At 72.4% G+C, this 25,947-nt stretch carries 21 protein-coding genes; 11 read left to right on the top strand and 10 right to left on the bottom strand.

What is annotated here, in order from left to right; translation table 11 throughout:
* Positions 1-10: 10 nt before the first annotated feature.
* The gene (locus ACIQR3_RS13160; RefSeq protein ID WP_403537903.1) at positions 11-3,325 is read right to left on the bottom strand and encodes a S8 family serine peptidase; all 3,315 of its coding nucleotides are present in this window, start codon (positions 3,323-3,325) and stop codon (positions 11-13) included.
* A gap of 402 nt (positions 3,326-3,727) precedes the next feature.
* Here ACIQR3_RS13160 and ACIQR3_RS13155 point away from each other — a divergent pair, with 402 nt between their 5' ends.
* The 3 genes from ACIQR3_RS13155 (at position 3,728) to ACIQR3_RS13145 (ending at position 7,481) form a co-directional block, all read left to right on the top strand.
* Positions 3,728-4,966: a hypothetical protein gene (locus ACIQR3_RS13155; protein WP_403537902.1), complete on the top strand. Its 1,239-nt coding sequence runs from the start codon at positions 3,728-3,730 to the stop codon at positions 4,964-4,966.
* 39 nt (positions 4,967-5,005) lie between these two features.
* A complete protein-coding gene (locus tag ACIQR3_RS13150; protein ID WP_403537900.1) occupies positions 5,006-5,470 on the top strand; it encodes a hypothetical protein in 465 nt (154 codons plus the stop codon).
* Between the two features lie 244 nt (positions 5,471-5,714).
* Positions 5,715-7,481, top strand: coding sequence for a TIGR03767 family metallophosphoesterase (locus ACIQR3_RS13145; RefSeq protein ID WP_403537898.1), 1,767 nt, complete (start codon positions 5,715-5,717; stop codon positions 7,479-7,481).
* Here the strand turns inward: ACIQR3_RS13145 and ACIQR3_RS13140 are convergent.
* The gene (locus ACIQR3_RS13140; protein ID WP_403537897.1) at positions 7,468-7,665 is read right to left on the bottom strand and encodes a DUF397 domain-containing protein; all 198 of its coding nucleotides are present in this window, start codon (positions 7,663-7,665) and stop codon (positions 7,468-7,470) included. The genes ACIQR3_RS13145 and ACIQR3_RS13140 overlap by 14 nt on opposite strands.
* Positions 7,666-7,668: 3 nt before the next feature.
* Positions 7,669-8,547, bottom strand: coding sequence for a helix-turn-helix domain-containing protein (locus ACIQR3_RS13135; RefSeq protein ID WP_403537895.1), 879 nt, complete (start codon positions 8,545-8,547; stop codon positions 7,669-7,671).
* Between the two features lie 204 nt (positions 8,548-8,751).
* Here ACIQR3_RS13135 and ACIQR3_RS13130 point away from each other — a divergent pair, with 204 nt between their 5' ends.
* The 3 genes from ACIQR3_RS13130 to ACIQR3_RS13120 are packed head-to-tail and all read left to right on the top strand — an operon-like array spanning position 8,752 to position 11,180.
* Positions 8,752-9,219, top strand: coding sequence for an ATP-binding protein (locus tag ACIQR3_RS13130; protein WP_403537893.1), 468 nt, complete (start codon positions 8,752-8,754; stop codon positions 9,217-9,219).
* Positions 9,220-9,273: 54 nt separating this feature from the next.
* Positions 9,274-10,191: a zinc-binding dehydrogenase gene (locus ACIQR3_RS13125; RefSeq protein WP_403537891.1), complete on the top strand. Its 918-nt coding sequence runs from the start codon at positions 9,274-9,276 to the stop codon at positions 10,189-10,191.
* A gap of 41 nt (positions 10,192-10,232) precedes the next feature.
* A complete protein-coding gene (locus ACIQR3_RS13120) occupies positions 10,233-11,180 on the top strand; it encodes a cupin domain-containing protein (protein ID WP_403537890.1) in 948 nt (315 codons plus the stop codon).
* A gap of 4 nt (positions 11,181-11,184) precedes the next feature.
* On the opposite strand, the gene ACIQR3_RS13115 is transcribed toward ACIQR3_RS13120, so the two are convergent.
* Positions 11,185-11,628 carry a hypothetical protein gene (locus ACIQR3_RS13115; protein ID WP_403537888.1) on the bottom strand — a complete coding sequence of 148 codons (444 nt, stop codon included), beginning with the start codon at positions 11,626-11,628 and terminating at the stop codon, positions 11,185-11,187.
* Between the two features lie 27 nt (positions 11,629-11,655).
* Positions 11,656-12,393 carry a hypothetical protein gene (locus ACIQR3_RS13110; RefSeq protein WP_403537886.1) on the bottom strand — a complete coding sequence of 246 codons (738 nt, stop codon included), beginning with the start codon at positions 12,391-12,393 and terminating at the stop codon, positions 11,656-11,658.
* Positions 12,394-12,616: 223 nt separating this feature from the next.
* Here ACIQR3_RS13110 and ACIQR3_RS13105 point away from each other — a divergent pair, with 223 nt between their 5' ends.
* From ACIQR3_RS13105 to ACIQR3_RS13095, 3 genes are all read left to right on the top strand, one after another.
* On the top strand, positions 12,617-13,324 hold the full coding sequence (locus ACIQR3_RS13105; RefSeq protein ID WP_403537885.1) for a Crp/Fnr family transcriptional regulator: 708 nt from the start codon (positions 12,617-12,619) through the stop codon (positions 13,322-13,324).
* A gap of 169 nt (positions 13,325-13,493) precedes the next feature.
* Entirely contained in the window at positions 13,494-16,046 is a 2,553-nt protein-coding gene (locus ACIQR3_RS13100; RefSeq protein ID WP_403537883.1) for an ATP-binding protein, read from the top strand.
* Positions 16,047-16,058: 12 nt separating this feature from the next.
* A complete protein-coding gene (locus ACIQR3_RS13095; RefSeq protein ID WP_403537882.1) occupies positions 16,059-16,283 on the top strand; it encodes a hypothetical protein in 225 nt (74 codons plus the stop codon).
* Between the two features lie 22 nt (positions 16,284-16,305).
* On the opposite strand, the gene ACIQR3_RS13090 is transcribed toward ACIQR3_RS13095, so the two are convergent.
* Entirely contained in the window at positions 16,306-17,346 is a 1,041-nt protein-coding gene (locus ACIQR3_RS13090) for a hypothetical protein (protein WP_403537880.1), read from the bottom strand.
* A 187-nt stretch (positions 17,347-17,533) separates the two neighbouring features.
* A complete protein-coding gene (gene pepN, locus ACIQR3_RS13085; RefSeq protein WP_403537878.1) occupies positions 17,534-20,113 on the bottom strand; it encodes an aminopeptidase N in 2,580 nt (859 codons plus the stop codon).
* Between the two features lie 150 nt (positions 20,114-20,263).
* Here pepN and ACIQR3_RS13080 point away from each other — a divergent pair, with 150 nt between their 5' ends.
* Positions 20,264-20,902 carry a DsbA family protein gene (locus ACIQR3_RS13080; RefSeq protein ID WP_403537876.1) on the top strand — a complete coding sequence of 213 codons (639 nt, stop codon included), beginning with the start codon at positions 20,264-20,266 and terminating at the stop codon, positions 20,900-20,902.
* 136 nt (positions 20,903-21,038) lie between these two features.
* Here the strand turns inward: ACIQR3_RS13080 and ACIQR3_RS13075 are convergent, their stop codons facing one another.
* Both ACIQR3_RS13075 and ACIQR3_RS13070 read right to left on the bottom strand, forming a co-directional pair.
* Positions 21,039-21,680 (bottom strand): superoxide dismutase, encoded by a 642-nt coding sequence (locus tag ACIQR3_RS13075; protein ID WP_403537874.1) that lies wholly within the window; start codon positions 21,678-21,680, stop codon positions 21,039-21,041.
* Positions 21,681-21,868: 188 nt separating this feature from the next.
* Positions 21,869-23,251, bottom strand: coding sequence for an amino acid permease (locus tag ACIQR3_RS13070; protein ID WP_403537872.1), 1,383 nt, complete (start codon positions 23,249-23,251; stop codon positions 21,869-21,871).
* Between the two features lie 364 nt (positions 23,252-23,615).
* Here ACIQR3_RS13070 and ACIQR3_RS13065 point away from each other — a divergent pair, with 364 nt between their 5' ends.
* Positions 23,616-24,197: a biotin transporter BioY gene (locus tag ACIQR3_RS13065; RefSeq protein ID WP_403537870.1), complete on the top strand. Its 582-nt coding sequence runs from the start codon at positions 23,616-23,618 to the stop codon at positions 24,195-24,197.
* 238 nt (positions 24,198-24,435) lie between these two features.
* Here ACIQR3_RS13065 and ACIQR3_RS13060 read toward each other — a convergent pair whose 3' ends face one another.
* On the bottom strand, positions 24,436-25,905 hold the full coding sequence (locus tag ACIQR3_RS13060) for an amino acid permease (protein ID WP_403537868.1): 1,470 nt from the start codon (positions 25,903-25,905) through the stop codon (positions 24,436-24,438).
* Positions 25,906-25,947 lie beyond the last annotated feature (42 nt).

The following is a 25,947-nucleotide window of genomic DNA, read 5'->3' as shown; positions in this document are numbered from 1 at the left end:
CCGTACCGGACTACGGCACGACCTTCTCGATCGCCACGCTGCCGGTGCCCGCGACCGTGCCGCGGGCGTCGACGAGCTGGACCCGACCGAAGAACTCGCGGCCCTCGGGCGCGGCGGCCAGCGCCGTCACGCTGCCGGAGACGGCGGCCGAGTCACCCGTGCCCAGCGACACCGGCGCCCCGTCGACGGTGACCGTGCCGAGGGTGGCGGCGAAGTACACGTCCCGGTAGTCGTACTCCGTGGAGCCGGCCGGGACCGCGTAGCCGACGACCTCGACGGTGTACGTGCCGGCGGCCGGGTCGGGGACGGAGACGGACTCCTCGGAGTCGCCGTCGGCGCTCTGCCCGACCAGGGTGCCGTCGGCGTCGTAGACCGCCAGGTCCAGGTCGGCGGAGGCGTCCGAGACGCCACCGATGGCCACGTCCAGCGAGGTCGCGCCCTCGGGGACCTCGACCGTGGTGGTCCGCGTGTCGCCCTCGGCGATGGCGGGACGGTCGGTGAGGGAGGAGCCCAGCGGGCCGCCCGTCAGCGTGCCGCCGTCGATCGCGGCGTACCGGTTGGTCACCGTCCAGGAGGCGGTGACCGGGGTGCCGGCCTTGGCCTCGGGCACGGTCACGACCTCGGGGTCGAAGTCCGCGCCGAGCAAGGAGACGTCCAGCGTGTACGGGTTGTCCAGGAGCGGCGAGGTGCGCCGCGACTCGACCTCGATCTCCCACACGCCGGGCTGCGGGTCGGCGTACGAGCGCACGTCGGGCTTGCAGCCGTTGCCGTCGAGGTAGTTGTTGTAGCAGTACGGCGTGGAGGTGTTGTCGAGCGGGACGCCGTACGGGTGGATGGCGATGAACCGGGTCTGGCTCTGGCCCTTCAGCCCGCCGATGGCGACCTCCAGGGTCCTGGCGCCCTCGGGGACCGTGACGAAGTAGGACGTGGTGCTGTTGCGCTGCACCGCACCGGACACGGAGTAGCTGTACTTCTGCTCCGCCGTGAGCGGGGCCGCGACCACGACCGTGGTCATGACCTGCTGGTCGACGCCTTCCGTCTGGGGGTCGTCGACCTCCAGGATCGCGCTCTTGAGCCCGGCGGACCGCGGCGCGGTCCGCACCTCGACGGTGACCGGCTGGTTCAGCGGCAGCTTCACCGTGTCGGAGCCGACGACCTCGAAGGTGCGGCCCGCGTTGTTCTCGAAGCGCAGCTTGTGCCGGAGCGCCTTGTCGGCGCCGGTGGTGCGGGTGAGCGTGATCTCGTACGTCTTCTTCTGGCCCGCCTTCAGACCGCCCTCGCGGTCGTAGAGGCCGGTGCCGAAGCCCGGGGTCTGAAGGGCGTAGTCGATCGCGGTGTCGACCGGGGCCTTGACCGTGTACTCGTGCGCCGAGGCGCCGCGCCGGATCGACTTCCAGGCGTCCACGACGTCGATCAGGCCCGCGCCCTCCTCGTACGCCTGCACACCCTTGATGTGGTCGGCGGTCGAGGTCAGCGCGGTGCGCAGGGTGGCCGGGGTGAGGTCGAGGTGCTTCTGCTTCGCCGCCGACAGCAGCAGCGCGGAGGCGCCCGCGGCCTGCGGGGAGGCCATCGAGGTGCCCTGGAGCATGCCGTAACCGGCGGGGAGTGCGTAGCCGGCCTCGGTGACCGGGGCGCCCGGCATCCAGGTCTGGATGGTGTTGATCGCCGCGCCCGGCGCGGTCAGCGTCGGCGTGAAGCCGCCGTCCTCACGCGGACCGCGCGAGGAGAACGGCATCATGGCGTACTTCTTCTCCACCGCCGAGCCGTAGTTGACCGCCCAGGTCTCCTTGGAGATGGACGCGCCGACCGAGATGACCTTGTCGGCCAGGCCGGGGTCGCCGATGGTGTTGGCGCCGGGGCCGGAGTTGCCGGCGGAGATCACCAGCTGGACGCCGTACTCGTCGATGAGCCGGGTGTACAGCTCGGCGCGGGCGTTGTTGCCGTCGTTGAGGGACGGCAGGCCGCCGATCGACATGTTGACGATGTCGACGCCCCGGTCGACGACGAGGTCGATCATGCCCTCGGTGAGGGCGACGTTGGTGCAGCCGCCGGTCCAGGTGCAGGCGCGCGAGGAGACGATCTGCGCGCCGGGGGCGGCGCCGTCCATCTGTCCGCCGAACAGGCCGTTGGCGGCCGTGATGCCCGCGACGTGGGTGCCGTGCTCGGACTCGATGACGCCGATGTTGACGAAGTCGGCCTTGGCGCCCGCGTTGTTGTAGACGACGTCCTTGCGGATCTCGACGACGAACGGCTGCCGCTCGGCGACGTCCGTCGTCGGGTCGTCGGTGCCGAAGTACCCGATCTGGTAGCCGTCCTTGTACGGCTTCATCGGGGTGTCGTCGGCGAAGTCGTGGTTGCCGTTGAGGTCGACGCGGACCGTGCCGGCCGCCGCGTCGTACAGGACGCCCCAGGAGTCGGTGGTGTCGCCGTCCCGGTTGGCGTCGCCGGCCGCGTCGCCGCCGGTGGTGTACGACTCCAGGAAGGTGCTCACCTTGTAGGGGCCGGCGGGGGCGGTCCAGGTCTCGCCGCCGTAGGTGAACGTGGGGCCGGAGACGGCGGCGGTCATCGGCCGCCAGGTCCGGTCGCCGTCGACCACCGGGTCGGTGGCCGTCACCCAGTCGACGATCTTCCGCTGGCCGGTGGTGGTCTTCTGGAGCGCCGGGTGGGCCAGGTCCACCCCGGAGTCCAGGATGCCGATGGTGATGCCGCGGCCGTCCGCCTTCGGGTTCTGCTGCACGAAGTCGACGGCGCCCGTCTCGAAGGACGGGTTGTACGGGTTCTTCGCCGGGGTGTTCTTGCCGGGGGCCTTGGCGGCGGTGGCCGTGGCCTTCTCGGCGGCGCCCTTCGCGGTGTCCGCGCTGGGCGTCGGGTCGTCCAGCGCGATCTCCTCGCGTAGATCGATGCCGTGCACGGAGGAGAGCTTCGCGGCGGCGGCGATCGCGGCGTCCGCCTTGGCGGTGGGGACGGTGGCGCGGACGTAGCCCAGCTTGTCGTAGGTGCGGCCCACGGTGCCGCCCTGGACCGCGTCCAGCTTCTTCGCGACCTCGGCGGTGTCGCCGGGGGCGGTCGCGACCATCATCGTGACGTTCTTCTCGCCGTCGGCCTTGGCCTCGGCGAGCCGGTCGGCGTCGTCCGAACCGAGCTTCTCGTGCGCGGACTTGACGGAGGGATCGGCGGTCGGCGCGGTGGTGGCCGGGCCGTCGGCGGCGAGGGCCACGGGTATCGGCCCGGCCGCGGCGAGTGCGGCGACGAGACCGGCGGCCACGGCGATACGGGCCGCGCGTCTGCCACCCGGTATCGGGTCGCGCTGAGGGGTGTGGGTCATCGGCATCCCTTGCAGGTAATCGGCATCCCTTGTGGGCTGTGGTCTACGGGCACAGGCACGGAAACGATCGGAGCCGCTCTGCTCTGATCGCCGTCGTCCGGAATGTGATCTCGGATGACCGCTCAGCTTTACGTAAGGGGTCGCTGTTTGGGGAGTGTTCACCGGGGCGGGCAGGAGTCATGGCGTACTTCCGCCATGCGCCACCGGGGACACAAGGGGTGACCGGTGACAATCCGAGCCCGGGCGCGGTCGGGCGCCCCAGTGGTGCCCAGGGCTCCGCTTGTGACCGGACGGTCACCACATCCGCACCGGCGTTCGCGGGAGCTTTGTTGTACCGGGCGGGCGGGCTCCGGAGACTTTGAGGCATCGCACCTCCTGTCATGCAACCAACAAGGGAGCCTCATGTCCTTAGCCAGAAGGGCCAGACTGCTGCTCGTGGCCCTGTCCACGGCGGCACTGTTGCCGCTGACCCTGCCGAACTCGGCATCGGCCGCCACCCCCGGCCCCGTCACCTCCTCCCCGGCCCCGGCGGAGCAGGACCACGTACTCGCGGTTCCGGACGAACCCGACGAGGACTTCGTCGAGGAATGCGAGAAGGACGAGGAAGCCAACAGCGAACAGGGCCGGGTCTGGAACCGGCGCCTGTGGTGCCAGCACACCACCAGCACCGGTGAGTTCTACCTGGACGGCAGGCCGGTCGGCGGGGCCGAGATCACTTTCACCGCCGTCGCCCACGCCGACCCGCAGGAACGCCGTGTGCGGGTCTTCTTCAGGGTCGACGACTTCGAGACGTACGGCATCGTGAACTCGTTCAGCGACATGCGGATACGGGTCGGATGCCAGGCCGGGTGCACGGTCACCAACCGGGACGACGAGGAGGACACCTGGGAGAACCACTGGCTGCTCACCTGGCGTGACCTGATGGGCTGGGCGTCCTGGGACATCGAATCGGACCCGGCGCTGGGCGTCGGCACCGACAAGCTGTCCCGTCACTTCTGGCAGTTCACCGGCCAGCTGTCCAGCGCCTACGGCAACACGACGGTCCCCGGGGTGGGCCGGCAGCACTGGATCCGCTGCGACTCCGCCACCTACTTCCGGGGCGCCCCCAGGGCCTGCATCAACGACGACGTCGTGCCGTTCCTCACGTACAGCAAGAGCGACGTGAGCCGGCCCGCTGACGGCTACGTCGGGACGGCGGGCGTGGCCCGGCACATCGAGGCCGCCCAGAACACGCCGAGCCAGACCTACCCGAACTACGGTTCCCCGAAGACGATCCCGGGCAAGTTCACCGGCGTCTGGACCGACCCCGGTCTGCACCGGGTGCCCTACAAGGGGTCCGTCTGGAGCGCCAATCAGCTGGAGAAGAACCGGGTACGGGATCACGTCGCGCCGTACAACGGACCGGACGACCTGCCGCCCAAGCCCGACGCGCCGGTCGACGCGGACGAATACCCGTTCGCCACGACCCAGGAAGGGGCGGGGCAGCGGGACGGTACCGGCGCCATCACGGGCAACTTCTCCGTGCAGTGGGTGGACAGCCAGGAGAACCGGAAAGCGGGCCGTCAGCTCAGGGACTTCTACCGCACCGAGCGCATCCTGTACGGGAACCAGGACGAGTTCTACGTCCGCATAGTCCCCTGACTCGACCCGGCCCCCGGCCGGCCGAACGAACGGAAATGCATGTCATCCCTGCTGCGCGCGCTCGACACTGAGGTAGGGCTGGACTACGGGCAGTTCTGCGTCGAGGACACACGGGGGGCGGCCGGGCCCGCCGCGGACCCGGCCGGCCCCGGTGTCTGGCTGCTGGCCGGCGAGAACCAGCTCGTGGTCGAGAGCGCGTCGACCCGGACGCACAGCCCCGCGGTGCGTCTGGAGGCATGGGACGGCCCGCCCGGTCCGGCCGGCCCCGGCTGGCCGGACCGGGCACGGGCACGCGTCCGCTTCGGCAGCGCGGTGGTCCTGCTGCACGCGCTCACCGAGGAGGAACCGGACGGCGAACCACTGGTCCTCGGGCCACCGGGCGTCTACGAGGTCGACGGCCACCGTCGAGGCGGTGAACGGGTCGAGCCGCTCGTCACCGGCCGGCCCGACGCCTCGCCGCGGGGGGTGGAACAGTTCCTGCTGCGCTTCTGGCCCGTGTCCTGAACCCTCGGGAACGTCACCGGTTACCCCGGAAGGTGAACACGGAGCGACCGCCTCCCGGCCGCGCGCGGACCGGTCGCGAACGCGCAGGGCATCGCATGATCCACGTACCGTGATCGGTGTTGCCCGTTGCCGCCGCGTTCACGCACAGGCCATCCCCGGTGCCAAGCATCCGGTGGAGCGGACGTTCGCGGTTGCGACCGTCCGCGGTCACCGCCGACGCGTTCGCACTCGGGGAGAGAAGCGCATGTCGCGCACACGCTCAACCACCGGCTCCGCGCCGGGCGTCCACCGCCGCTCCGTCCTCGCCGCCACCGCCGCGGTGGCCGTCGCCGGGGGTGCCGGCTACGCCCTGCGGCCCGACGACGCCGCCGCGACCGCCACCGCCGGCACCGACGAGGCGGCGGCCCTCGCCTCCTCCCGCCGGGCCCCGGCCGCCCCCCTCGCCCCCTACACCCGCGGCACCACCCTCGCCGCCCTCGCCACCCCGCGCTCCGGCTCGGGCTCCGGTTACCGGCGCCTGGCCGACGGCCCCGGCTGGGACCGCGTCGTCCGCGACGGGCTGGCCGCCGCCCAGTCCGGCCGGGAGGGGCGCCGCACCGCCCTCGCCGCGTTCGTGCAGCTCACCGACCTGCACCTGATCGACACCCAGCACCCGCTGCGCCTCGAATACCTGCGCTCCACCGACGTGCACGCCTGGCGGCCCCAGGAGGCGCTGACCGTGCAGGGCGCGGTCGCGCTGGTCGAGCGGGTCAACGCGCTGCGCGGCGCCCCCGTCACCGGTTCCCCGCTGCACTTCGCGATGACCACCGGCGACAACACCGACAACAACGCCCGCACCGAACTGGAGTGGTTCCTCACCGTCATGAGCGGCGGACGCGTCACCCCGAACTCCGGTGACCTCCGGCACTACGAGGGCGTCCAGAACAGCGGCATCACCCAGTACTGGCAGCCCGACGCGGCCGTCCGCGACGCCGACAAGAAGCGCGGCTTCCCGCACCTCGACGGCTTTCTGACCGCCGCGACCCGCGAGGTCCGCAGCCCCGGCCTCAACCTGCCCTGGTACTCGACGGTCGGCAACCACGACGCCATGCCGCTGGGCTGTTACGCCTCCCACGACGACTCCTACCTCACCGAACTGGCCGTCGGCGGCCGCAAACTGATGGAGCTGCCCGCCGCCGAGGCCGCCAAGCTCCAGACCGCGCTGAAGAAGGCCGACGACCCCGAGGGCGCCCTGTACCGCGAGTTCCTCAAGGCGCACGCCCGCTCCATGCGCTCCGTCACGCCGGACGAGCAGCGCGCCCCCTTCACCCCGGCCGACTACCTCAAGGCCCACCTCGACCCGGCCCACCTCGGCCCCGGCCCGCACGGCCACGGCTACACCACCGCCAACGTCGACGCCGGCACCCAGTACTACAGCTTCCGCATCTCCGACGACGTCATCGGCATCAGCCTCGACACGACCGATCCCGGCGGCCACTACGAGGGCTCGATCAGCGCATCTCAACTGCGTTGGCTGGAGGCGACCCTGAAGGACAACGCGGACTCCTACGCGATCGTCTTCAGCCACCACACCAGCAAGACCATGGACAACACCCGCCCAGACCCGGCCCATCCGGACGACCAGCGCCACACCGGGGACGACGTCGTCGCCCTGCTGGGCCGCCACCGCAATGTGCTGGCCTGGGTCAACGGGCACATCCACCGCAACGCCATCACTCCGCACGAGGGGTCCGACGGCGGTGCCTTCTGGGAGATCTCCACCGCCTCCCACGTCGACTTCCCCCAGCTCGCCCGGGTCATCGAGGTGGTGGACAACAAGGACGGCACGCTGTCCCTGTTCACCACGCTCGTCGAGTCCGCCGCCCCGTCCGGCACCGACTTCACCGACCTGTCCCAGACCGGCCTGGCGGCCCTCTACCGCGAACTGTCCCTCAACGCCCCCGGCGCCCGCACCGACCTCGCGGGCGACGCGGACGACCGGAACACGGAGTTGCTGCTCAAGAAGCCGTAGCGTCGCGCTCGGTGAGGTGGGTGAGGAAGGGGTGCCAGGCGGTGGGGGAGAGGCGGAGGACGGGGCCGGCGGAGTGCTTGGAGTCGCGGACGGCTATGGCGGAGGGGAGGAGGGCGGCTTCCACGCAGTTCTGGCCGGGGTCGCTGTAGGAGGACTTGAACCAGGCGTGCTCGGACAGGGTCATGGGTTACAGCTCTCGGTCTAGTCGGTTGAGGAACTCGGGGGTGTCCTCGGGCGGCAACGCTGATGCTGTCATGGCATCGAACCGGCGCTGGAAGCGGGCGACTTCACGTGGCTTGTCAGAGGTCGATACGGACCCCCAGGCGCTGTCGGCCTGGACGCGCGGGGGGAACCTGTCACCGAAGTCGAGGATCGCGAAGTCATTGGTCGAGCGGTAGCTCCGGCGGAAAGGCAGCACCTGGACGGTGATGTGGTCCCACGTGGACAGTTCCTCGATGCGGTCGTACTGCTCACGCATCACCTCGGCGCTCCCGACCGGGTAGCGCAGGGCCGCTTCGCCGAGGATGACGTGCAGCTTGACGGGGTCCTCCCGGGTGAGCACTTCCTGGCGCTTCATCCGTAGCTCCACACCGCTTCGGACGAACTCGGACGTGTACTCCTCGACCGGCTTGTGCAACTCGTGCGTGGCGAGGGCATAGGCCTCGGTCTGGAGGAGGCCGTAGACGACCGTCGGATGGTAGGCCTTCATCGAGCGGGCCTCTGGCTCAAGTCCGACGAAGCCGGGCAGTCCCGCGGGCATGAGCCCTCGGTACTGGGTCAGCCAGTCCTGGTGGTTGGAATCCCGGTTGAGGCTGATCAGCGACTCGATGACCTCCTCGTCGGTGACGCCGTACTTGGCGAGCAGCTTCCGCAGGTCCCCGACGTAGCGGAAGTTGAGGGAGCCGGTCTCGATGCGTTGCAAGGACGCCTCGGAGATCCGCAGGCCCACGACCGCTTGCCTCCGGGTCATTCCGACGCCCTGCCCGGTGTCGCAGTTCTCGCGCAGTTGGCGCAGTTGCAGCCCGAGTTCGAGCCGTTGTGCCGTACGTCCGCGCTTCGCAGCCATGTGCACCGCCCTTGTGCTTCAGCACTTTGTGCTTGTGGTCGTGTGCAGAGTGTGACACCGGGTGTGCGGCGCGCGCAGCCGCATACGCACATTTCGGCATAGTCCAATTCCTCCGCCGCTGAATTTTCAGTGGACGTTCGATTGTGGCCCCGCGAGCGGGACGAACACGCTGGTCGGGCAACCCGCTGACGGAAGGGACCACCGATGCCCACCCCCCATCTCCCCACTCTCCTCACCCACGACTGGTCCATGGGCTACCCCATGACCCCCCGCACGGTCCGCCTGGCCCGTCTCCACGTCCGCCGTCGGCTGACGATGTGGTCATGGGCCGGGGAGATCGACGACGCCGTGCTGGTCACCTCGGAGCTGGTCGGCAACGCCGTACGGCACGGGCGGCTGCCCGGACACGAACTGTGGGTGCGTCTGAGGGAACTGGAGGGCGGTGTGCTGGTCGTCGACGTGTCGGACCCGGTGCGGACGCTCCCGGAGGTGAGGGAGGAGGCGGAGGGCGAGGACGGGCGGGGGCTGCTGGTCGTGGCGCGGCTGGCCACGCGGCTGGAGTGGTTCCCGCGCGCGGACGTCGGTAAGACGGTGCGTGCGCGGCTGGTGGCTGACACAGATCGTCAACTGATCGATCCGTACGGGACTGGTGGGCGTCCCGGCCCTGCGTGAGGGTGGTGCCGAGCCGGGTGTTCCGGCGTTGCAGCGAGAGAAGGAAGCACCCCTATGCGCGCCCTTGTGGTCGCTCACGGCGAGGCCGGGCCCGTCCGGTTCGCCGATGTCGACGAGCCCGTGCCGTCCGCCGGTGAGGCGTTGGTGGAGGTACGGCACATCGCTCTCAACTTCGGAGAGCTGAACTACGTGGACCAGTGGCCGGCCGGCGCGGTGCACGGGCACGACGCGTCCGGCGTCGTGATCCGCGCCGCGTCCGACGGCTCGGGTCCGGCCGAAGGGACGCGCGTCGCGGTGGGGATGGCTCCGCACGCGTGGGCGGAGCGGGTGGCGGTCGGCACCGCCTCGCTCGGCACCGTCCCCGAGGGCGTGGAACTGGCCGACGCCGCCGCGCTGGGGATCGCCGGGGTCACCGCGCTGCGGGTGCTGCGCACGCGTTCCCTGCTGGCCCGCGACGTCCTGGTCACCGGCGCCAGCGGGGGCGTGGGGCACTTCGCCGTCCAGTTGGCGGCGCTGGCGGGCGCCCGGGTGACGGCACTGGTCGGCTCGCCGGAGCGGGCCGCCGGACTGCGTGAACTGGGCGCCGACGAGGTGCTGACCGACCTGGCCGGGACCGGGCGCCGGTTCGACCTCGTCCTCGACACGGTCGGCGGGCCCTTGGTGGCCCAGGCGTGGGATTCCCTCGCCGAGGGCGGCACCGTCCACCTGGTCGGCTACTCCTCCGGGCAGGACACCACGTTCCCGGCGGGGACCCTGTTCGGCTTCGGCGAACCCCGCCGTATCGCCACGTACGGCGACATGACGCCGACCGGCGGAGAACTGACGGACCTGCTGGGCCTCATGGCCGCCGGCAGGCTCTCGGCACCGGTCGGACGGCGCGGCGACTGGCGGGACGTGGACGACGCCGTACGGGCGCTGTTCGCGCGGAAGGTGCACGGCAAGGTCGTCCTCGACGTGACGTCCTCGACGTGACCTGACGCTCCGCTGCGGCGGCGGCGGACGAGAATGGGCGCATGGACGTGCTGGCGGAGGTCTTGCGGGTCTCGGGGGCGCGAGGGGCGCTCGGGGTCGTGCTGAAGGCCGGGGGAACCTGGGGCATGTGGCTGGACTCCTACCCGGGAGCGGCACTGCACGTGGTCGCCCGCGGCACGGTGTGGCTCCACGCCATCGGCGAGAAGCCGCTCCAGGTGCGGGCCGGGGACGCCGTCCTGGTGGCGCCGGGCACCGCCCACGGCCTGGCGGGCGCCGCCGGCGTGACGATGGGTTCCTGCGACCGTGAGGCGGCGGCCCGGGCGTTCGGCGACGGCCGGGCCCTGCGGCTGGGCTCGGGGCCGGCCGAAACGGAAGTGATCGTCCTGCACTACGAGCAGGACCCGGAGGTGAGCACCCCCGTGCTGACCTCCCTCGCCCGGCCGATGCACGTCACGGCCGACCAGAACGCGCAGTTCGGAAGGACCGTCGAACTCCTCACGGCGGAACTCGCGCAGCCCCAGATCGGCACCACCGCCGCCGTCAACAGCATCGTCGACCTGCTGCTCGTCCAGTTCGTACGCGCCTGGCTGGCCCGTCACCCGCAGGAGCGGTCCGGCTCATGGCTGGGCGCGATGCGCGACCCGGTCGTGCGCGACGCCCTGGCACAGGTTCACGCCCGGCCGGAACACCCCTGGACGACGGAGACCCTGGCCGCCGCGACGAGCGTCTCCCGGGCGACGCTGACCCGGCGGTTCCGGGCCGCCCTCGGACAGACGCCGGGCGCGTACGTGACGCAGTGGCGCGTCGACCTGGCCTCCGTCCGGCTCCGCGACACCGACGAGCCGGTCGAGTCGATCTCCGGCGCCGTCGGCTACGCCTCCCCGCACGCCTTCAGCCGCGCCTTCCGACGCGCCCGGGGCATGCCCCCGGGCGAGTACCGCTCCCGCCTGCGCCGCCACCGCACCGACAGGCCCCACGGAAACGGATGACACCTCACCCCGAAGTGTCATCCGTTTCCGGGGGCCTGTCACCCGTCCTCGGAGCCCAGTGCGCGTGCTGCGTGCCCTGCTGCACGGCGAACACCGCCGCGCCGTCCCGCGCCGTGTTCGTCTGCCGCAGCACGGACGCGCCCGGCCCGGCCGCCGCGGCGAGAGGGGCCAGCAGCGGCCCGCAGGACGGGTCGCGGCGCAGCAGCGCGGCCAGTTCCAGGGACCAGTAGCCGGACAGGACACGGCGTACGTCGTCCGGGGCCCCCGCGTCCCGGAGCAGCGCGGCGTCGTCGTCGAGCCGGTGCTCCACCGCGGCGCCCCGGCCGTCGCCGGACCGGCGGAACAGCCCGACGACCGTGTTCCGGGTCTCCTGCCACACGTCCGTGGCCATGGCGGCGACCAGCGCGGTGGCGCCCGACTGGGCGAGGAGGGTCAGTTCGTCGTTCATCGGTGCTCCTCCACGGCTACGGCGGTCTCAGCGGCCTCGGGTGACGGTGATGTGCTGGTCGCCGTTCTGGCTGGCGTTGACGACACCGCCCCGCGAGGCGTTGTTGACCATCGTCGAGCCGCCCGCCGGTCCCCCGGGCCGACGGTCCCGGCCGCGCCCGGCCGGTTCCGGGAGCGCCGGGGTCCAGCCGGGGGTGTGCAGCCAGGCGTGGGTGGCGAGTTCCTTCACCTCGACGTCCACCCGGTGGAACTGACCCGGGTCGATGCCCTCGTAGCCGTGCCGCACCGTCTCGTCGTAGAAGTGCTGCGACATCAGCAGCGAGAGGGGGACCGGCCACGGCGCCGCCGCCAGCGCCTCGCGCGCCGCGGGGGCGTCCAGGAGCCGGGCCAGCGTCTCCAGCGGGCTCCCGGCGACCTCGCCGCCGGGCAGCAGACAGACCTCGCCGGCGTGCAGGGCGACGCGGACCCGGAAACGGGTCGCCGCGTCGCGGGCGGCGCTGTTGTGGGCGGTCAGCAGGTCCGCCAGCGCGTGGACGAGCGGATGGACCAGGCTCGCCTTGCGCGTCCCGGCGGGCGCGACCAGCCGCAGCCCGTCGCCCAGGTCGGCGCGCGCACACGCCTCCCAGTCGACACCGCCACGCGCGCAGGCCGCACGCAGCACCGACCGCAGCGTCTCCCGGTTCTCCAGCAGCGGTACGTTGCCCCGCCCGGACGACTTCTCGATGTCCACGGCCAGCACGGCCCGGTACTCCCACTGCTGTTCCATGCGGCAAGCGGCCCTTCTCGGCGATCGGTGGCGCGGTGGCGCGGGGCGCGGCGCGGAGCCCGCACGTACGACGGGCCCCGCGTCGGCTCCCCCGCGTCCCAGTGTGGCGCGGGGGCCGTGCGAACAACTCGTAGGAATACGAGGAGTTGTGGGGTTCCGGAGACTTTCCGGTGCGCACACTGGTCCGGGCGGCACCACCGGACCCGTCAAGGAGGCGGAGACCATGAAGGCAGGGCACGCGGACCGCGCGGACGGCGACTGGCCGCCGTCGACCCTGCTCGGCGGCCTCGGCCCGGCCGACCGGCGGCGGCTGCTGGAACTGGGGACGCGGGTGGCGTACCCGGCCGGCCGGGTGCTGCTGCGCGAGGGGGACCGCACGGACCACGTGCTGATCCTGCTCGACGGCCTGGTCAAGGTCACCGCGCACGCCGACGACGGGCGCGACGCCCTGCTGGCCGTACGGGTGGGCGGGGACGTCGTCGGCGAGTTCGCCGCGGTCGACGGACGCCCCCGCTCGGCCACGGTGACCGCCTGCGGACCGGTGCTCGCGCGCAGCGTCACCCGGGCCGGCCTCGACGCCTGCACCCGCACCGAGCACCGGATCGCCCACGCCCTCCAGCAGGCCGTCGTCGCCAAGCTGCGCGCCGCCACCACCCACCGGGTCACCTTCACCGGCTGCGACGCGGCCACCCGCGTGGCCCGCGTCCTGCACCACCTGGCGCTGGCCTACGGCGAACGCAGCGGCGCGGGCGCCGAGATCCGCTGGCCGATCACCCAGCAGGAACTGGCGACGCTCGCGGGCGCCTCCGAACCCAGCGTGCACAAGACGCTGCGCCGGTTCCGGGAGACGGCGGTGGTCACCCCCGGCTACCGCTCCATCCGCGTCGACGACCTGCGGCGGCTGCACGCCATCGCCTACGCGGAGCACTGAGTTCCGTATCTCCGCGGTGACCGGAGTGCGGCGCCCCCAGTTGTGAGGGAGGGGTGCCGACCGTGGGGGGTCCGCCGGGAAACCGTATTTCTACGGTGGCCAGGTCGGCGCACGGGACTAGCGTGACGGCTCGTTCCACGGACGGACGGCACGACAACGGGGTGAGGGAATGGCCGACAACGGCGACAACGCCGACAACGCCGACAACACGGACGAGGACGACGCGCGCGGCGACAACCGGGCGGACATCGGCGGGGACGCGAACGCGCCGGTGGTGGTGGGCTCCAACAACCTGGTCATCGACGCGGACCACGGTTCCACGGTGACCGTGCTCATGGAACGCCGACGGCCGCGGCCCGGACGCCGCGGCACGGTGGCGCTGCTCCCGCGCCGGCAGCGCGCGCCGCTGGGCCGGGAGGCCGAACTCGCCGCGATCGCCGCCGCCGTCGCGGCCGGTGAGACGGTGCAGCTGTGGGGGGAGCCCGGCGTCGGCAAGAGCGCGCTGCTGCGCTACGCCGCCCGCGCCCTCCCGCCGGGCGAGGACGGGGTGATCTTCCTCGACGCCGCCCGGCGCGAACCGGAGGACCTCGCCCAGGACATGTTCGAGGCCTGCTACGAGACCAGCGGCTACGCCCCCTCCAGCAGCGACCTGCGCCACCTGATGGCCGGCCTGAAACCGACGGTGTACGTCGACAACGCCGACTACCCGGCCCCGCGGCTGCGCGCCTTCATGGACACGGCGCCCGACGCCACGTTCGTCCTGGCCTCCCAGGAGGGGTCGCTCAGCGGGACCGACGGCACGGCGCGGCGGCTGACCGGCATCGGCCTGGACGCGGCGATGGAACTGCTGGGCCGGGAACTGGGCCGGCACGTGGTCGAGGCAGAGGAGCAGGACGTCGCCGCGTCCCTGTGGGAGGCCGCGGGCGGCCGTCCGCTGCCGCTGCTGCGGGCGGCGGCCCTGGCCCGGCTCGACCCGTCGGGCACGGCCGTGCTGCCCCGGCCCGGCGCGGTGGCCGAACTGCTGCCCCGGCTGCTCGCCGGACTCGACGCGCCGGCCCGGCGCGCCCTGCACCTGCTGGCCATCGTCGGCGCCGAACTCGACCCCGTCCACTTCGGCCTGCTCGACGGCGCCCCGGACCCCGGGGCGCTGTGCGCGTCGCTCGCCAGGCTCGGTCTGGCCGAGGAGACGGAGCGGGGCTACCGGGTGGTGACGGACGTCGTACCGGCGCTGCGGGAGCACGGCGGACCCGCGCCGTTCTCCGTGGAGCAGCTGTGCCACCACTTCGCGCGGTGGGCCGGGCAGGCGGCGACGAGCGCGGCCCAGGTCGCCGCGCACAACGGCGCCCTGGAGCGGGTCGCGGACCTCGCGGTACGGGCCGGCCGCCCCGACCTCGCCGTCCGGGTCGCCCGGGCCGCCTCCCCGGCCCTCGCCCGCTCCCTGCGCCTGGGCGTCTGGGGCCGCCTCCTCGACCGGGGCCTGCCCGCGGCACGGCGGGCCGAGGACGGGTGGGCGGAGGCGTACTTCACGCACGAGCAGGGCATCCACGCGGTCCTGACCGGCAACCGGGTCGCCGCGGCCGTGCTCCTGGCCGGGGCGGCCAAGCTGTGGCACGACCTGGGCGACACGCAGGGCGCGGAGGCGGCGCAGGCGGCCCAGCAGTACCTGCCCCAACAGCCCCCGCCGACCGACCCGACACCGCCCGCCCCGTCGACCGACGGCGGCGGCACCGAGCCCGTCACGACCGACCCGCCTTCCCTGGAACCGACGTCCGCCCAGCCGGCGGACGCGCCGGCTTCCGACCCGATGTCCGCCCAGCCGATGGACGCACCGGCCGCCGACCCGGCGTCCGCCCAGCCGATGGACACGTCGGCTTTCGACCCGGCGTCCGCGCAGCCGGTGAACGCGCCGGACGCCCACGCGACGTCCGCGCACCCGGCCGACCCGCCCGGCGCCGACCCGTCGTTCGCGCACCCGGCCGACCCGCCCGCCGCCGACCCGTCGTTCGCACACGCGTCGAGCCCGTCGGGCCCGCCGACCGGCACCGACCCCTACTCCCTGTCCAGCGCGACGACCCCGCCCCCCGACCTGTCCGCCGCGCACACCGCGGCGACGCACTCGGGCGCGGGCGCCGCGGGCGCCGGGGCCGCCCCGATGAGCACGGGAGCCGCCGCCGTCCTCAAGGTGGCCGCGGCCGTCGCCGCCGTCGTCATCGGCGGCGTCGCCGTCGACCAGTACCAGGACGCGCAGAACAGCTCCCACAGCGCCGCGACGACCCCGAGCTACTCGTCCACCGCCACCTACACGCCCACCTACACGCCGGACACGAGCGTCTACGACCAGGAGACGGACCTCTACGAGGAGGAGACCCCGGCCCCGGAGCCCGAGCCGGAGCCGACCGGACTCGCGGGCATCTGGCAGCTCGCCGACGGCAGCATGATCGAGTTCGAGGAGTCGGGCCCGGACAGCTACACGACCACGGGGAGGGACTACTGCGGTGACGTCCTGACGACCGAGTTCACCGGCGGCGGTGGCACCTACAGCGCCACCCAGCCCCTGTACGACGTCGATCGGGACTGCGCTTCCCTCGGGGAAAGCCTGGTCACCGTCACCCTCGGCACGGACCCGGACACCGCGCAGTACTCGGTCGAGGTGAAGTCCACGTACCAAGAAGGGACGCAGTGCTACACCTGCGGCACCTTCTCCCTCACCCGGTTCTCCTAGAAAGGCCCACCGATGTCCCGCGAGAAGCCCCCCACCCACAACTCCGTCCACATCGGCGGCGACGCCCACGGCCCCGTCGTCGCCGGCGACGGCAACCGCGTCGACGTCCGCACGCCCGAGCCGGCCGCCCAGCCCGCCGGCCCGGCCATGCACAACACGGCGGACCAGGGAGCCACCGTCTACGCCGTCATGAACGGCAACCAGTACCTCGGCCGGACCGCCCCCGAGGAGGACTGACCCCCACTGGTGCGGCGGACGGCTACCGGGGCAGTACCACGAGGTACGCGGCCGGCTCCCGGTCGCCCGCCGCCATCAGCGCCGTACGCACCACCACCGCCTGCTGCTCCGGTACGTCCCGCAGCTCCCGCGGGGTGAGGTGGACGACGGTGACGCCCAGCCGCTCCAGCCGCTCGCGCTTGCGGGCGGCCCGGGACGCCTGCGCGTCGTCGCCCTGCCGGTGGCCCCGCGTGTCCAGTTCCACCGCGACCGCGTGGTCCGGCCAGTAGGCGTCCAGCCCGCCCAGGCGGGGGCCGCCGGGCAGGCGCAGCTCGACGTTCCAGACCGGGTCCGGCAGCCCGTACTCGCGCACCATCCGGTACAGCCGGTCCTCCGTGATCGCCCGTCCCTCGGCCACCAGCGACTCCACCGCGTCCACCACGTGCGGCCGGCTCAGCAGCCGGGCCCGCCGCAACTCCCGTACCACCGCCGCCGGTTCGCAGTGGCCGCCGCGCACCGCCTCGGTCAGCAGGCGGTGCACGGCCGCCGCGTCGGTCAGCACCGCCACCGCGTCGGCCAGGGCGCGGGCGACCGGCGCCACGGGAACCCCGGTGACGGTCTCCGGCTCCGGCGGCGCGGTCGCGCGCACGATCCGCGCCCAGCCGGCCGACCGCAGCCGACGCTGCCGGGGCACCAGGACGTCGATGGTGTCCAGGGACGGCAGCGGGGGAGCGCCGGCGACACCGTGCAGGGTCAGCGCCGCCAGTCCCGTGATCATCGCCCCGGACCGCCCGGCACCGGCCTCCCCGCCCGGACCGGGCTGCGCCGGCACACCGCCCGCGGTCCGCTGCGGCGCCGCGTACAGCAGTACGGCCCGCAGCCGTTCCTCGCCGGTCGGCGGGCCGGGGCGGAGCAGGACGACGCCGGGCAGCAGCCGCTGCCAGGGCCCGCCGGGCCGGCACCGCTCGTCGGTCTCGGCGGCCGTGACGCCGTGCGCGCGGAGCTGGACGGCGGTCAGAACACGCCCCGAGTCGGCGACCGGGTGGTGCGAGGGGCGGGGCGAGAGCGGGGTGTTGTGCGTCATGACCGGAAATTTCCCGCATCCCGGCCCTCTTGTAACCCCTGTGACGAGACCGCCACCGAATCCGGACAAGACCGCCTTTCGGGACACCAGTTCGGATACCGGAAACCCCTGGCCCGCCGAGGTGCGGACCAGGGGTTACGGGGCGGATCGCGCCGGTTGTGTAACGGAAGGGGTGCGGCGGTGTGCCTCAGCCGGCGGCGGCCTCGTCGCACGCCTGTCCGCGCAGCGCCCTGCCCAGGTCGTCCCGCGCCTCCAGCACCAGCCGCCGCAGCGCGGGCGCGGCGTCCTCGTGGGCCGCCAGCCACGCGTCGGTCGCCGCCAGCGTCTCCGGCGAGTCCTGGAGTCCCGGGAACAGCCCCCGGACCACGTCCATGCCGATCTGGATCGACCGCTCGCTCCACACCCGCTCGATCACCGCGAAGTACTTCTCCGCGTACGGCGCGGTCAGCTCCCGCTGGGAGGGCTGGGCGAAGCCCGCGATCGTCGCCTCGACGAGGGCGTTGGACAGCGCGTCCGACTCCACCACCTGCGCCCACGCCTGCGCCTTCACCGCCGCCGACGGCCGGGCGGCCAGGCAGCGCACCTGGTGGCGCTTGCCGGAGGCGGTGTCGTCCCGGGCCAGCTCGGCGGCGAGCACCGTCTCGTCCACCGCGCCGTGCGCCGCCAGCGGCTCCAGGAACGCCCAGCGCAGCTCCTGGTCCACGTCCAGGCCGTCGATCTTCTCGGTGCCCTCCAGCAGCCCGTGCAGCAGCGCGAGGTCCGCCTCCTCGGCGGCCACCGCCGCGAAGAAGCGCGCCCACGCCAGCTGGGGCTCGCCGCCCGGGGCCGCCGCCCGCAGCTCCCGCAGCGCGCCCTCGGCCAGCAGCCGTCCGCCGGTCTCCCGCCAGGCGGGGGCGGCGTAGTGGGTCAGCGCCGAGTCGGCCCAGGCGTGCAGCATTTGGAGCACGCCGATGTCCGACTCGCGCCCCGCGAACCGCAGCACCAGGTCGACGAAGTCCCGCGCGGGCAGCAGCGCGTCCCGCGTCATGTTCCACAGCGCCGACCAGCACAGCGCGCGGGCCAGCGGATCGGTCATGTCACCGAGCCCGTCCCGCAGCGCCGCCAGCGAGGCCGTGTCGAAGCGGATCTTGCAGTACGTCAGGTCGTCGTCGTTGACCAGCACCAGCTCCGGCGCCTGCTCCCCGGCCAGCTCCGCGACGACCGTCCGCGGCCCGTCGACGTCCGCCTCGGCCCGCGCGTACCGCTGAAGCGCACCGCCCTCGCCCCGCCGGTACAGCCCGACCGCCACCCGGTGCGGACGCAGTTCGGGGTGCGACTCGGCGGCCTCCTGCACCACCGCCAGCTCGTCGATCCGCCCGTCGGTGGTGAGCAGCACCTGCGGGGTGAGCGCGTTGACCCCGGCCGTCTGGAGCCAGGACCGCGCCCACGCCGCCATGTCCCGCCCGCTGGTCTCCTCCAGCACCGACAGCAGGTCGCCCAGGCGCGTGTTGCCGTACGCGTGCCGCTTGAAGTAGCGCCGCGCGCCCTCCAGGAACGCGTCCTGGCCGACGTACGCCACCAGCTGCTTGAGCACCGAGGCGCCCTTGGCGTACGTGATGCCGTCGAAGTTGAGCTTGGCGTCCTCCAGGTCACGGATGTCGGCCGTGATCGGGTGCGTGGAGGGGAGCTGGTCGGCGCGGTACGCCCACGCCTTGCGGCGGTTGGCGAAGGTGATCCAGGCGTCCTTGAACCGGGTCGCGCCGACGTTGGCGAAGGTGCCCATGAAGTCCGCGAAGGACTCCTTCAGCCACAGGTCGTCCCACCACTCCATGGTGACCAGGTCGCCGAACCACATGTGCGCCATCTCGTGCAGGATCGTGTTGGCGCGGCCCTCGTACGACGAACGCGTCACCTTCCCGCGGAAGATGTACTCCTCCCGGAAGGTCACCAGCCCCGGGTTCTCCATCGCCCCGAGGTTGTACTCCGGCACGAACGCCTGGTCGTACTTGCCGAACGGGTACGGGTAGTCGAAGTGGTCGTGGAAGAAGTCCAGCCCCTGCTTGGTCACCAGGAACACGTCGTCGGCGTCGAAGTAGGGCGCCAGCCCCTTGCGGCACAGCGCGCCCAGCGGGATCTCCAGCCGCGTCCCGTCCGCGAGGGTCCGCTCGTAGGAGTCCGTCACGTAGTGGTACGGCCCCGCGACCACGCAGGTGATGTACGTCGAGATGGGCTTCGTCTCCGCGAACCGCCACACCCCGTCGACGCGCTCCCCGGCGCCGCCCGACCACACCGTCCACTCCTCGGGCGCCCGCACCTCGAAGCGGAAGGGCGCCTTCAGGTCGGGCTGCTCGAAGCCCGCGAAGACCCGGCGGGAGTCGGCCGGCTCGTACTGGGTGTAGAGGTAGACCTCGCCGTCCTCCGGGTCGACGAACCGGTGCAGGCCCTCGCCGGTACGGGAGTACGCGCACTGGGCGTCGACGACCAGCTCGTTGTCGGCGGCCAGGTCCTCCAGGGCGATCCGGGAACCGTCGAAGACCTCGCTCGGGTCGAGGTCGCGGCCGTTGAGGGACACGGCGGTCACGCTCGGCGCGACGAGGTCGGCGAAGCTGGAGGCACCCGGCTCGTTGCAGCGGAAGCGGACCGTGGTGACGGACCGGAAGGTGCGCGGCCCCGCGCCGTCCGCGTCTCCGACCGCGGAGCGGACGTCGAGGGACACCTCGTACCCGTCGACGGACAGCAGGGCGGCCCGCTCCCGGGCCTCGTCACGGGACAGATTCTCACCGGGCACGGGCGGCACTCCCTCGGCGCGTGTTCAGGATGTGGACAGCACCGATCCTCCCACGTGCCCCTGACGGCGGACAGCCGGGGAATGGGCGTGCCCGGCCAGGTGTTCACCGAGGACGTCACCCGTCGCACCACGCGCCCCACGAGGAGAGACATGCCGGAGAAGACCCCGGTCGACTTCTGGTTCGACCCGCTGTGCCCCTGGGCCTGGATGACCTCCCGCTGGGTGCTGGAGGTGGAGAAGGTCCGCGACATCCAGGTGCGCTGGCACGTGATGAGCCTGGCCGTCCTCAACGAGGACAAGCTCGACGACCTCCCCGAGGAGTACCGCGAGATGCTGGCGACCAAGGCGTGGGGCCCGGTCCGCGTCGTCATCGCCGCCCAGGAGGAGCACGGCCCCGAGGTCCTCGGCGCCCTCTACACCGCGCTCGGCACCCGCTTCCACAACCAGGGCGAGGGCCCGACCAAGGAGGCGACCGCCGCCGCCCTGAAGGACGCCGGCCTGCCCGAGTCCCTCATGGACCACTGGGACGACACGCCGTACGAGCCGCAGCTGCGCGCCTCCCACCAGGAGGGCATCGAGAAGGTCGGCCAGGAGGTCGGCACCCCGGTCATCGCCGTCCCCGGCGCCGACGGCGAGCAGCTCGCCTTCTTCGGCCCGGTCGTCACCCCCGCCCCCAAGGGCGAGGAGGCCGCCCGCCTCTGGGACGGCACCCTGGCGGTCGCCTCGGTCCCCGGCTTCTACGAGATCAAGCGCACCCGCACCAAGGGCCCGGACTTCAGCAACCTCTGATCACTGCCGGCCCGCGCGGCACACACCGGAGAACCCCCGTGAGTCACGTCCTCACGGGGGTTCCCCTTTTTTCCGCCTGCCGTCGCGAAAGGTGAGAAGACGATCACGAGGCAGGACGCTTCACCCGGCCCGGACCTCAGGGCGCCAGCAGCAGCACGTCGGTGCGGGACCTGGCCGCCTCGTAACGCCGGGCCACGTCCTGCCAGTTCACGACCGCCCACATGGCGTCGATGAAGTCGACCTTCTGGTTCTTGTACTGGAGGTAGAAGGCGTGCTCCCAGGCGTCGAAGACCAGGATCGGGACCGACCCCTGGCCGACGTTGCCCTGGTGGTCGTAGACCTGCTCGACGATCAGCCGGCCGCTCAGCGGCTCATAGGCGAGCACGCCCCAGCCGGAGCCCTGCGTCGTCGCGGCGGCCTTGGTGAGCTGCGCCTTGAAGCCGGCGAAGGAGCCGAAGGACTCGGCGATCGCGTCCGCGAGGTCACCGACGCCGTCGGCGGCCAGCGGTTCGCCGCCGCCGTCGCCGGTCATGTTGTGCCAGTAGATCGAGTGCAGGATGTGGCCGGAGAGGTGGAAGCCGAGGTTCTTCTCCAGGCCGTTGATCGATCCCCACTGCTCCTTGTCCCGCGCCTCGGCGAGCTGCTCCAGGGTGTCGTTGGCGCCCTTCACATAGGCCGCGTGGTGCTTGTCGTGGTGCAGCTCGATGATCTCGGGGCTGATCACGGGGGCCAGCGCGGAGTAGTCGTACGGCAGTTCAGGAAGCGTGTACACGGGCATGACGGACCGATCCCCTTCGACCTCTTATTGCAAAAGGCTTGCAAGTGCACGCTAGCAGCAAGTGTTGGCTCAGGGGGATCGGAGGGGCGACCGGAGGGGGGATTTCCCGGGCGTGCCGCCGGAACACGGAAGGGCCCCCGCACGGAACGCTGTCCGTGCGGGGGCCCTCGCGAAGCTCCGGGCGGCGGCTAGCCGCGCGCCCGCCGCCGCTGCCGGGCATAGCCGACGGCCGCCAGGACCAGCGTCATCGCGCCCGTCGAGTACAACTGCACCCGCGTGTCCGGCTCGCGGGCCATCAGCGCGAACACCGCTGCCATGCCCGCCAGCGCCACCCAGGTCAGCCACGGGTACGCCCACATGCGTACCACCAGCCTCTCGGGCGCCTCCCGCTCCAGCCGGCGCCGCAGCCGCAGCTGCGAGACGGCGATGAAGATCCAGACGACCAGGATGACCGCGCCGATCATGTTCAGCAGCCAGGCGAAGACGTCGTCCGGCCGCCAGTAGCTCAGCAGTACGCAGCCGAAGCCGAAGAGCGAGGAGACCAGCACCGCGACCCGCGGCACCCCGCCCGACACCCGGCCCAGCGCCTTCGGCCCCTGGCCGCGCTCGACCAGCGAGTAGCCGATGCGGGAGGCGCCGTAGATGTTGGCGTTCATCGCGCTCAGCAGCGCGACCAGTACGACGACGTTCATGAGCTGACCGGCGCCGGGGATGCCGAGTTCGTCGAGGGCGGCGACGTACGGGCCCTTCTCCACCACCTCCGGGGAGTCCCAGGGGACCAGGGTGACGATGACCGCCATCGAGCCGATGTAGAACAGCGCGATCCGCCACATCGCCGTCCGCACGGCGCTCGCCACGCCCTTGACCGGGTTCTCCGACTCGGCCGCCGCGATGGTCACCGTCTCCAGGCCGCCGTAGGCGAAGACCGAGGCGAGCAGGCCGATGATCAGACCGTTGCCGCCGTTGGGCAGGAAGTCGCCCAGGTGGGAGGTGCCGGGGGAGTCGGTGCCCGGCAGGACGCCGGCGACCGCCAGCACGCCCAGCACCAGGAACAGCGAGATCGCGCCGACCTTGAGCGCGGCGAACCAGAACTCGAACTCGCCGAAGTTCTTCACGGCGGCCAGGTTCGTCCCGCAGAACACCACCATGAACAGCGCCACCCAGGCCCACTCGGGCGTGCCCGGCAGCCAGCCGTGGACGATCTGCGCGGCGCCGATGCCCTCCAGGCCGACGGCCGTGCACAGCAGCACCCAGAACGCCCAGCCCGCCGTGAACCCGGCCCAGGGGCCGATCGCCCGCTCGGCGTGCGCGGAGAAGGTGCCCGACGAGGGATACGCGGCGGACATCTCGCCGAGCATCCGCATCACCAGCATCACGAGCAGGCCGGAGACGGCGTAGGCGACGACGATCGACGGCCCGGCGGCGGCGATGCCGGCCCCGGACCCGACGAACAGCCCCGCGCCGATCACCCCGCCGAGGGCGATCATCGACAGATGGCGCTGCTTGAGACCGTGGGAGAGCGAGAGGCCGTCGGCGGTCCCCGACGGCAGATCGGTGGTGGTGCTGGGCATGGGCGCGGCTCGTCCCTTGCTGCGAGGGGGTAAATGCGAGGGGGTGGATGCGAGGGGGTGAATACGAGGGGGCAAAACGACAACAGTCTGGGCGTACGCGCGGTCCGCCGAAGTGACTGACCAGTATCCGGAATGGAGAATTCCGGAGCGTGGCGTTCCGGTCACTCCACGGCAGTGCGGAGAGGTGTGTCACCGCACCTCAGTGACCGGTGTCACCCCCGTGCCGGTGCGACGCGCCCCCGTTGTCCGAAGCCAACCAACTCCGTGGCGCCGCCTTTGTCGGGCGCCGACGGTGATCCGTGTCAGTGCGGCGGTATAGCGTCGCGGTGTCCCGAACCGTCCCTCACCGCCCAGCGGAGGCCCCATGAGCACCGCCACCGTCCTCGCCCGTCCCGGCCGGGTACTCGCCGACCTGCTCCCTGCCTCCCGGGTCAGGGACGCCGCGCTGGTGGCCGGCGGCGCCGCGCTCACCGGCCTCGCGGCCCAGATCGCCGTGCCCGTCCCCGGCTCCCCGGTGCCGGTGACCGGCCAGACCTTCGCCGCGCTCCTCGTCGGCACCGCTCTCGGCGCCGGCCGCGGCGTCCTCTCGCTCGCGCTGTACGCGCTGGTGGGCATGGCGGGCGTGCCGTGGTTCGCGGGCGGCGGCTCGGGCGTGTCCCTGCCGTCCCTGGGCTATGTCTTCGGCATGATCCTCGCCGCCTCGGCCATGGGCGCCCTCGCACGCCGCGGCGCCGACCGCTCCGCCTGGCGGACGGCCGGCGCGATGCTGCTCGGCGAGGCGATCATCTACGCCGTCGGCGTCCCCTACCTGGCCCTGTCCACCGGCATGTCGGCCGGCGCCGCGATCGCGGCGGGCCTCACCCCGTTCCTCATCGGCGACGCCCTGAAGGCCGCCCTGGCGATGGGCGTGCTGCCCGCCGCCTGGAAGCTGGCCGACCGGCGCTGACGCCGGCCCGCTCCCACGCAGAGGCCCGCCGGGCCGCCGTACACCTCCGTACGACGGCCCGACGGGCCTCTCGCGTACCGGGGCCGCGCCCCGGCGAGGCCGGCGAGGGCAGCCACCCGGGAGCCACCGCGTCCACCCGGCGGTGAGCGCCGACGGCGCGGCGTACCAGGTCGCCCCTGATACCGGCCGGAGACCGAGGAGGACGCCCTGAAGCTCTACGAGAAGGCCAGGAAGAGCTTCACTCTGCTCCGACCCCGCGCTCGCGCTCCCGCTCCCGCTCCCGCTCGCGCCCGCCCCCGACCCGTTCCCGGACCAGCGCCACCACCAGCACCACCGCCGCCACCAGCAGCGACAGCAGGATCGTCGTCCGTCCGTCGTGCTCGGTGTCGGTCAGCATGTAACCCAGCACGAAGACGATCAGCGCCGCCGTCGCCCAGGTCAGATACGGGTACAGCCACATCCGCACGACCAGCTTCTCCGGCGCCTCCGCCTCGATGATCCGCCGCATCCGCAGCTGCGAGAAGCAGATCACCAGCCAGACGAACAGGGCCACCGCGCCCGAGGAGTTGACGAGGAAGAGGAAGACGGAGTCGGGCCACTTGTAGTTGAAGAAGACGGCGAGGAAGCCGAACGCGACCGAGGTGAGGATCGCCGTCCGCGGCACCCCGCCCGGCGTGGTCCGCGCGAACGACCGCGGCGCGTCCCCGCGCTCACCCAGTGAGAAGGCCATCCGGGACGCGGTGTAGAGCCCCGAGTTGAGGCAGGACAGGACGGCGGACAGCACGATGACGTTCATGATCTGCCCGGCGTGCGGGATGCCCAGCGAGTCCAGCGCGGCGACGTAGGAGCCGTCCTCGGTGATCGACGCGCTGTCCCAGGGCAGCAGGGACACCACCACGAGGATCGACCCCAGGTAGAAGACGGCGATCCGCCAGATGACGCTGTTGGTCGCCTTGGCCACCGCCCGCTGCGGATCGTCGGACTCGCCGGCCGCCAGCGTCGGGATCTCACTGCCCATGAACGAGAAGACGACGAGCAGGACGCCGGTGAGGATGGCGCCGGGCCCGTTGGGCAGGAAGCCGCCGTGCTCCGTCAGGTTGGACAGCCCCGCCTGATCGGTGTCGGCCCCGGGCAGCACGCCGAACACGGCCAGCCCGCCGACGACGATGAACGCCGCGATGGCGACGACCTTGATCCCGGCGAACCAGAACTCGAACTCCCCGTAGGAGCCGACGGAGACCAGGTTGGTGGCGGTCAGCACGATCATCACGATCAGCGCCCACCCCCACTGGGGCACGGCCGGGACCCACTCCTCCAGGATCGACGCCCCGGCGGTCGCCTCGACCGCCAGCACCACCACCCAGAAGAACCAGTACAGCCAGCCGATCGAGAAACCGGCCCACCGCCCCAGCGCCCGGTCGGCGTGCGCGGAGAACGAACCGGAGGTCGGATTGGCCACGGACATCTCGCCCAGCATCCGCATCACCAGCACCACCAGCGTGCCGACGAGCGCGTACGACAGCAGGATGCCGGGACCGGCGGCGGCGATCCCGGTGCCGGAGCCCACGAACAGGCCGGCGCCGATGACACCGCCGATGGCGATCATGGTCAGATGGCGGTTCTTGAGCCCGGGCTTGAGCCCGGTCCCGGACGCGGCGCCGGCCTCGGGGCCGGGCGCGGCTTCGGTACGAGTCGGCTGAGAGGTCATAGTCGGACCAGTGAAACCGAGGCTGTCAATTTCCTGAACCTT

Source organism: Streptomyces sp. NPDC090994, from assembly GCF_044768905.1.
GTDB lineage: Bacteria > Actinomycetota > Actinomycetes > Streptomycetales > Streptomycetaceae > Streptomyces.
The sequence above is the reverse complement of the archived record's forward strand: the minus strand, read 5'-3'. Positions and strand labels throughout refer to the sequence as shown.